The sequence below is a fragment of the Micromonospora sp. II genome, assembly GCF_001709195.1.
GTDB lineage: Bacteria > Actinomycetota > Actinomycetes > Mycobacteriales > Micromonosporaceae > Micromonospora > Micromonospora chalcea.
Genome location: NZ_LYXF01000038.1, coordinates 24,823 through 33,457, shown reverse-complemented (window position 1 = coordinate 33,457; position 8,635 = coordinate 24,823). Strand labels below are relative to the sequence as shown.

Genomic DNA, 8,635 nt, shown 5'->3' with positions numbered 1-8,635 from the left:
TGGGCCTTCGACAAGCCAGATCATCCCAGATCGGGAGGCACTTCCTCATTTCTGATCATGAACCACAGGCGGCCTTACTGAACGGCCGAGGCTAGTGGCGGCCGTTGGCGTCTGTGCGGAATTCGGGGTCAGCAAGGACGACCTGTTGCAGTTCTTCGAACGGGTCAGCGACGAGCGAGGGTGGCCGCTGCTGTCAGTCCCGCTCACACAACCGCGTTGCTGCAGCAGATCTCGGCGAGGCGATCGGGCACGCAAGCTCCGGAAGGCGGCACAGTGATCGTTGATCAAACACCTGACCTGGTGCCCCCGGCAGGATTCGAACCTGCGACACACGGTTTAGGAAACCGATGCTCTATCCCCTGAGCTACGGGGGCGCGAGGGCCTAGTCTAACGACCTGGGGGTTCACCTGGGGTGGCAGGGAGTGGCCCACGTTCACCCACGTTCCCCGGACCCGTGTTCGCCCAGCCCAGGACCACACCCCGAGTCTCCATGTGACTCGGATGATCTTGGTAGGCAGGGTGGTACGGCCGACGGGACCGGGGTCGCGTCGGCGGGGAGCGGGCTGGTTCAGGCTGCGGCGCGAACCGCTGGTGCCGGTTGGGTGAAGGTTTTGTTGTCGCGGATGAGGGCCCAGAGGACGTCGACGCGTCGTCGGGCGAGGGCGAGTATGGCTTGGCGGTGGTTTTTGCCTTCGGCGCGTTTCTTCTCGTAGTAGGCGCGGGAGGTGGGGCATTCTCGGGCGGCGGTGAAGGCGGCCATCCACAGAATGTGCCGCAGCCGCCGGTGATAGCGGCGAGGCTGCCGATGGTTGCCGGAAACCGTTCCGGAGTCGCGGGAAACAGGTGCCAAGCCGGCGTGAGCAGCGAGTTTCGCGGGGCTGTCGTACTCGGTCATGCCGGCGGTGTGGACGAGCAGTTCGGCGGTAAGCAAGGGGCCCATGCCCGGCAGACTGCCCACGATCGGCGCCAAGGGGTGCTGGTTGAGGTGTTCGGCGATGAGGTCGTCGACGGCGGCGATGCGTTGTTCGAGGGCGAGGATCTCGGTGGCCATCTGCCCCACCACCACGGCCGCGGCACGTTGGCCGGGGAGCGTGACGGTCTGCTGCCGCGCAGCGGCCACCATCGCCTCGGCCACCTGGACGGCGTTCTTGACTTGGCCGCGTCGGAGTAGGGCGGTGATCCGGTCGACGCCGGCGTGCCGGATCGCGGCCGGAGTCTGCCAGCAGGCCAGCACCATCATCGGGCCCTTGCGGTTGAGTTCCACAGCTCGCTCCAACGCCGGGCTGATCCCGGTGAGCAGTTCCTGCAATCGGAACAGGGTCGCGACGCGCTGGCCGACGAGGTCGGCGCGGTACCCGGTCAGCACGGTCAGCTCGGCAATGAGCCGGTCGGAGGGATCCAGGATTGGGATGTCCGGGCGCATGCGAATCGTCTGGGCGATGACCACCGCGTCGCGCGCGTCGGTCTTGTTCTCCCCGGCGAACGCAGCGGCCATGTGGAACGCGACGGCGCCGGAGACGTAGCGGACCTGGACCTGGCGCCGCCAGAGCAGGGTCAGCAGCAGCGCCGACAGGCCGGTGGTGACGTCGACCGCCCAGCAGACCGGACGGCCGTGCGTCGACACCTCGGCCATGACCGTCAGGAGGGCGGTCTCGTCGTTGGCGACCCGGCGGGAGTAGACCAGCCGACCGTCGCCATCAACGGCGGCGACGTGGTGGTGTGCCTTGCCGATGTCCACGCCGATCCACAGCTTCGCCACCCTCGCGCTCCTTCACATGATCGGTTTTCTTCGTTGGGCCCTCGTCTGTGGGTTCGGGTTTGCCGGCACCTTCTAACGATGCGAACGCAGGTCGCGGATCTCCATCAGCGGTCTACCGAATCTCGCAGACGATGAAGCGGCGGGTGGCATCTCCTACCGTCAGCCAAGCAATCTCGGCGAAACACACGCAGCCATACCCACCGCCCCAGGCATCGGTTCTACGGCCACCGGGGCCGTGCCCGTTCAACCAACGCGTCCGCGAGGGCGGGAGCGGGTGGCACCTCGAAGCTCAGCCACGATCACGGCGGAACACACACAGCCATCCCCACCCCGGCCCCGCGGGCACGGCGACCCAGCCTCCCGCCGTCGCTGGCCGGCGCCTCGGACAGGATGTGCGAGAGCCGGGGATCGATCGAGCGCGGGGAAGGCGTACGGCGTGACTGCCCATAACGGGCGGGCCGCCGTTCCTTGACTGGCCTGATTCCTACGCCAACCGTCGCTGCAGCGGCTTGAATGGCGGTGTGCAGGTCAGCAAGGACGGGCGGAGTTGGCGCATCGGCGCCGCCGCCGACGTGGGCTGGATCGCCGGGCACACCACTGCCGGCGTTTCGATCACCACCGCCATCCCGCCGGTCTTTGACGCCTACGCCACCACGTACCAGGCCGATGACGTCACCGCCGCCGCCTACGAGCAGGCCCTGGTCGAGGACCTCACCATGCACACCGCCGACCAGCCGTGGTGGCTGGCCTACCTCGACACCGGCGCCCACGACGTCGTCTTCCCCGACGCCCCGAGGGTGTTCCTCTACTGGAGCTGGCCGTACGTGCTGGTCGAGGCCGGCCTCGAGCAAGCCCTCACCTGGCGCACTGGTGGTCATATCCGCCACGCTCACGGCGTTCTACCCGATCTGTTCTTCCCCGCCGACCGGTCATGGCTGGTCTCCGCGCTGTGGGACGACACCTGGACCTGCGTCGGCGGCCCGGCACCACTGATTCACACCCTGGACCGTGACCCGGTGGCCAATTCCCGCCAGGTCCGACCCGGCGAGGACGCGCTGCCGGCGGGGCTGACCCGTGAGTGACGACCCACGCCCCGGGCAGCGGTCAGCCTCCAATCATGGCTAACGCCCCCACGTCTCGGCGGGACGGCAGTCGCTGGTCGGTTTGCCGTAGATCGGCTTCCCGTCCGGGCCCGTGTAGCAGTGCTCGAGTTGGTCCTCGGCCTGGAACAGCGGGCGCCTGTCGATCTCGATCCCTCCGGAGTCGTAGCTGACCAGTTCAGGGTCGTTGCCGGCCTTGAGTCTTGCGTCGCTGGTCATGAGGCCGAACGTGCCATCGGAAAGTCGTGCTGTGGTGGTGTGGCCGTCGCCGTGATCGAGGACGAGCCGGTGGACGCGGCTGCTGACCCGGCCGCTGACGCTGACGTCCCCGCCGTCGAACTCGGTGGAGGTCAGCAGCAGCCGCTGCACCGGCCCGGGCAGCAGGTCACCGTGCGGCCACGGCTCAGTGGCGCCCCCGCCGGACTCCCGGGGCGTTCCCGCCCACTCCACGTCACACGTGGTGTAGCCGACGTCGTTCATGAACAACACCAGCGCGCGGTCACCTCGCTCGGTAGCCACCGCGAGGTCGGCCAGGGACACCGGGACGGGTTGCTCACCCGGACTTTGCCGGGTCTGTCGTTGCGGGGAACTCCACTGCAGGCACCGCTCGGCCGCTTTCTGCAGCGTTGGCGACAGCTCCCCGGGCCCCATCGCCAGCACCTGTGCGGTCGAGCGGTCCGGCCGGTCCCACGCCACCGCCGCGGCCCCGGACGCCACGGTCAGCAGCGCCGCCACAGCCACGGCGATCCTCAGTCGTGGCGTACGTGCGGGAGGCGGGCTCGCGACGCCGAGGAGCCGGGCCCGCATCGCGAGCGCCGCTCCCGGAGGCAGGTCCCGCTCCGCGGGCAGGTCGAGAATGTCGTTCACCGTTTCCCCTCCTGGATCTCCTGCGGCATCAAACGGGCCAGGCGGCTGCGCGCACGACTGACCCTCGACCGCACCGCCACCTCGCTGATGCCCAAGACGGCCGCCGCGTCCGGGTACGACACACCGGACCACAGGCACAACGCCACCGCCTCCCGCTCGGCCGGCGGCAACCGGCGGACCACCGCGAGGACCTCGGTCATCCGCCGTTCGTCGTCGAGCCGCGCAGAGACGTCCTCGGCGAGGTCACCATCGGCGTACCGCTCTCCCGGTAGACGCCGAATCAGCGCAAGCCACCGGCGCGCCGACCGCCACTCCGAGCGGACCGCGTTCGTGGCGACGACCAGCAACCACGGCAGCGCCGATCCGTCCACGAGTCGCGCGTCGTGCCGGCGGCGCCACGCGACGAGGAACGTCGCCTGCGTGACGTCCTCGGCCGTCGACCACGACCCGGTCAGCCGGAACGCGTGGTTGTAGACCGGACGGGAATACCGGTCGAAGAGCCGACCGAACGCCACCTCGTCACCGGCGGCGATCGAGGACCACAACTCCTCGTCCGACGGTCGCATTTGTTGCCTCACAACACACTATGGCCGCCCACGACGGCTCTGTTGCAGGTCGCCCACCAGTGGCCGCAGGCGGAAACCACACCCGGCGATGAGCGGGGCAGGATCGCCGCTTCGTGAGGGCCAGGCCCTTGCATCTGACGGTGTTCGGGCGAGCGTGTCAACCCCGCCCGCTGGGCGCGTGCATCCCGTCCACCCCGAGTGGCTTGCGACGACGTTCGACGGCGGGGACAGCCCGTCCCGCTCGCCGCACCTGCCACCACCTGTCGAACGGCGATCCAAGAGCTGGAACGCCGCCGCCCGCTGCAAGCGGCGTGGCGCTCCACGACAGGGTGGCTTCCATGCGACACCTGGGCCCACGCGCGGGAGGCTGAGGCGCATGGTCACGAGGTGCGCCGTGCACACGCAAAACGCATGCTGCAACCAGCCGATCACAAAGGGTTGCATCGATGGCCGTGATCTGTGAGACTCATTGACCTCGGCACTGCTACATCCACGGGGGATACGTTGAGCAGACGTTGCCGCATTGATCGGCTCGACCATATGGCGACTCCTGGGCATGTGCCCAGCATCGGCTTCGACCGGCACGAGACCGCCAATCTTCGCCGCTAGCCCTGCCCCGAATCTCCACCCGAGTCAAGGGCACCTCACCTTTCGGCTTACCGAATGTTGACTGCAGCAGCGTTCGGCACGCTCTGAGGCGCGAGAAATAGGTTTTAGTCGAAGGTGGATGGCGGGCAACGCCCCTCTCCACTTACAGCAGAAGGAGCGACATGTCGCACCGTGTCAAGCGGCTCTTGGCCGCCACCTCAACAGGAATCGTCCTCGGTGTGGCCGGGTTCGCTGTCCCGGCGTACGCCGCGGGAACCTGTTCCAGCGGCCGGATCTGCATGTGGGAAGACTTCGGATACACCGGCAGCAAGTACGTGGACTACGTCCCGGGCACCATCTCGAATGACCGGTACGAGATCAACGGATTCAACGGGGACAACGAGATCAGCTCGGTTATCAACAACACCAGCAAGTGCGCGGTGCTGTACGACAACGACGGCTTCTCGGGCACCCGTATCACCATCTCGAAGAACACCTCCGTGAGCAACCTGCGCACGTTCGCGAACTTCGACAACGAGGCGGAAAGCTTCGCACTGGTGAGCTGCTAGTTCGACGGTACGACGAGCGGCCGTCTCTCGACGGCCGCTCGTTCGGCGATTCATACCCACACTCCACAGCAGAAGGGCTATAGGGTTCATCTATGAAGGTGCCTCGTACGACGTTTCCCGGTCTCGCTGGCTGTCGAGGCGTCCGGCTGCGCTTCGGCCGGACCGTCGCGCTCGACGATCTCTCGTTCGCCGTCGAGAAGGGCGAGACGGTGGCGATCACCGGTCCCTCCGGCTGCGGCAAGACATCCCTGCTGCATGTGCTGTCGGGCCTGCTGCGTCCCGACGCCGGCGAGGTGTACTTCGGGTCGCGGGAGCTGTCGGCCGAGTCGGACGCGGCGCGCAGCCGCCTTCGATTGACCTCCTTCGGGTTTGTGTTGCAGTTCGGTGACCTGGTGCCGGAGTTGACACTCGGCGAGAACGTGGAGTTGCCGCTGCGGATGACCGGGGTACGGGCAGCGGTGGCTCACCGACGGGCGCTGCATCTGCTCGAGGAGTTAGGTATCGGAGACCTGGCGTCGCGGCAGGCGGGCGCGGTGTCGGGTGGGCAGGCGCAGCGGGCCGCGGTGGCTCGGGCACTGGTGCACGAGCCACAGGTGGTTTTCGCCGACGAGCCGACTGGCGCGCTGGATTCCACCAGCGGTGAGGCGGTCCTGGACTGCTTGTTCGCCGCGGCGAGGCAACGACATGCCGCCGTGGTCGTGGTGACGCACGCCGCGGAGGTGGCGCAGCGAGCAGACCGGGTGGTGCGCATGCGCGATGGCCGCGTGCTGGAGACGGTGGCTGCGCGATGAGTGCCGTAGGTCGCTATCTGCCATGGATGTGGTTGGGACTGCGGCTGACGGTGCGCGGTGGACGCCGGGCGCTGGTGCGCACGGTGCTGCTCGGCGCCGGGGCGGCGGTCGGCATCGTGCTGGTCCTCGGCGCGCTCGCGGTGCCGACCGTGGTGGACGCCCAGGACCTGCGGGTCATCTCCCGGACCCCGGTGACGCAACCCGGCGCAGATCAGGGGTTGCGGGTCCTGACGATCGATGACGCGGTCGCCGGTCGCCTGCTACGTCGGGTGAATGTCAGTGGGGCCAGCGGTGGTGCTCCCGTTCCGCCCGGAGTCGGGCAATTGCCGGCCGCCGGCGAGGTGGTGGTTTCCCCGGCGCTGCGTGAGCTCATCGCCGCCAACCCGCACGCGCGGCAGCGCTTCCCGCAGCGGGTGGTCGGCACGATCGGCGCTGCGGGCCTGACCGCGCCGGACGAGCTGATCGCGTACGTGGGTGTGGACGCGGCTCGAATGCCGGCGGACGCCGTTCCGGTGGTGGGCTTCGGCGATTCCGATGCCAACCGGCGGTTGGCGGTGCAGCGAGGCACTTCTGATCTGGAGCGACTGCTCACTCCCGGACGGATGGTCGCGTTCGCGTTCGCGTTCTTCCTCCTCGCACCACTGGCGGTACTGCTGTCCACCGCCGCCGGGCTGTCGGCCTCCGCGCGGGAGCAGCGGCTGGCCGCGCTCCGGCTACTCGGGGCGTCGGCGCGACAGGCACAGGCGGTCAACGCGGTCGAGACCGGTGTCGCCGCCACCATCGGCGTCGCACTCGGCTATGCGGCGTTCCCGCTGCTACGGGCAATCAGCGCCGACTGGTCGTTGGGCCGTTTCCGCTGGTACGCCACGGACGTGCACGTCGGCGCCGGTCGAGCCGCCACCGCCGGAGCGATAATCGCGGTGTTCGCGGTCATAGTGGCCGTGGCAGGGGCAACGCCTGCTGTTCTGCGCCCGGTGACCACCCGCCGTAGAACCGCGACCCCGGCACCTCGAGCGTGGCGGCTGCTCGCCTTCATCGCATCGGTCATGGCGCTGCTGGCGGCGATGTGGCTCGGTGACACGACGATGCCAGCACTGGCGTTGCTCGCCGCCGGGATGCTGGGCGTGGCGCTCACCCTGCCGCTCGTTCTTCCAGCGCTGCTCACCCGCCTCTGGGCACCTCTGCTGCGGTGGACCGCCCGACCGGTGTGGGTGACCCTCGCCGCACGTCGCGTCCTGCAGGCGCCCAACCTGGCCTCGCGTCTGGTCGGCGCGCTGATGGTCGCTCTGTTCATCGGTGGCGTGGGCACCATCGGCACCGCCGCCTATCAGGCGGCGAACACCGCCCGGCAGGTGTCCGACACCGGGTGGTTGCCGCAGACGATCCTGACTGGTGACCAAGCCCTCGCCGACAAGCTGACTCCCGTCGTCGGCACCGACAATATCGCCTACTACGAGAGCCTCAGCGGCATCGCCACGGTCGCCGGGCAGCAGCAACAGGTCTCTGTCGTCCGGGGCAGTTGCGCCAGCCTCGCCGTGCTGTTCGACACCACCTGGACCTGCACACCGGGAAAGGCGTACCGGGCGAAGTGGTCCGACCAGCTACCGCCCGGGACCACCCTGAGGCCAGYCGACGACGGAGATGCCGCGGTCACGGCCTTCACGATTCCTGCCGACACCGCCCCGCTGAACACCTCACCGTTCGGGCAAGGCACCGACATCGTCGTCGCCGAGACGCCCCGGCAGGGGACCATCGTCGCGAAGGTCACCGCCGACCAGGGCAAGCTCGAGGACTGGTACGCCGTCACCGCCGCCCTCGCCCCCACCGCAGTGGTGCAGGGATACCGCGAGATCCCGACCGGCTTCGACGCCGGCGCCGTCATCGTCCTCGTCACCGCCGGGCTGCTCATCACTGCCGCCATGGGCTTCATCGCCTTCGCCATGTCCACCGTCGACCGCAGGATCGCCACCCGACGCGCGAACGTCCCCCTCGCGGTGATCGGCGCGCCCCGGCGAACCCTCACGGCCGCGGACCTCACCGAGTCAGTCAGTGGTCTGATCCTCGGTCAACTCATCACCGCCGCGGCCGTCATCCTCACCGCCGGGACGGCAGCAGCCGTACTGCGCACTGCGAGCTTCGCCGACCTGCTCCACACCATCAGGCCCATGCTCACTCTTGCCGCCGCCGGGGTCGTCCTCGGCACCCTGATCACCATCCTGGCCACCACGTCCGCCGGCCGCCCCACCCCCGCACTCTTGCGCCACGAATAGCAATCGCACACCGATCAGGAGACCGTCATGGTTGAGGCCAGCTCATCGGGCGCCGCCTCTCTCATCGGTATTCCTCGCCGCCCCACACACTGCGGACACCGATGACGGTCTCCGTTCCCTACGCT

General features: G+C 68.6%; 7 protein-coding genes and 1 tRNA gene. 4 read left to right on the top strand and 4 right to left on the bottom strand.

Annotation, left to right across the window (positions count from 1 at the left end; genetic code table 11):
- Positions 1-298: 298 nt before the first annotated feature.
- A tRNA-Arg gene (locus A8711_RS21235) sits at positions 299-374 on the bottom strand.
- A 194-nt stretch (positions 375-568) separates the two neighbouring features.
- Positions 569-1,759, bottom strand: coding sequence for an IS110 family transposase (locus A8711_RS21230; RefSeq protein ID WP_047890476.1), 1,191 nt, complete (start codon positions 1,757-1,759; stop codon positions 569-571).
- 521 nt (positions 1,760-2,280) lie between these two features.
- Here A8711_RS21230 and A8711_RS32490 point away from each other — a divergent pair.
- Positions 2,281-2,841: a hypothetical protein gene (locus tag A8711_RS32490; RefSeq protein WP_176722852.1), complete on the top strand. Its 561-nt coding sequence runs from the start codon at positions 2,281-2,283 to the stop codon at positions 2,839-2,841.
- 39 nt (positions 2,842-2,880) lie between these two features.
- On the opposite strand, the gene A8711_RS21220 is transcribed toward A8711_RS32490, so the two are convergent.
- Entirely contained in the window at positions 2,881-3,726 is an 846-nt protein-coding gene (locus A8711_RS21220) for a hypothetical protein (protein WP_047890475.1), read from the bottom strand.
- The gene (locus tag A8711_RS21215) at positions 3,723-4,292 is read right to left on the bottom strand and encodes an RNA polymerase sigma factor (protein WP_047890474.1); all 570 of its coding nucleotides are present in this window, start codon (positions 4,290-4,292) and stop codon (positions 3,723-3,725) included. The genes A8711_RS21220 and A8711_RS21215 overlap by 4 nt, the downstream gene beginning before the upstream one ends.
- Positions 4,293-5,119: 827 nt before the next feature.
- Between A8711_RS21215 and A8711_RS21210 the strand changes: the two genes are divergently transcribed.
- The 3 genes from A8711_RS21210 (at position 5,120) to A8711_RS21200 (ending at position 8,510) form a co-directional block, all read left to right on the top strand.
- The gene (locus A8711_RS21210) at positions 5,120-5,449 is read left to right on the top strand and encodes a peptidase inhibitor family I36 protein (RefSeq protein ID WP_047890473.1); all 330 of its coding nucleotides are present in this window, start codon (positions 5,120-5,122) and stop codon (positions 5,447-5,449) included.
- Between the two features lie 92 nt (positions 5,450-5,541).
- Entirely contained in the window at positions 5,542-6,240 is a 699-nt protein-coding gene (locus A8711_RS21205; RefSeq protein ID WP_046569657.1) for an ABC transporter ATP-binding protein, read from the top strand.
- Positions 6,241-6,266: 26 nt separating this feature from the next.
- The gene (locus tag A8711_RS21200) at positions 6,267-8,510 is read left to right on the top strand and encodes a hypothetical protein (RefSeq protein WP_069089170.1); all 2,244 of its coding nucleotides are present in this window, start codon (positions 6,267-6,269) and stop codon (positions 8,508-8,510) included.
- Positions 8,511-8,635 lie beyond the last annotated feature (125 nt).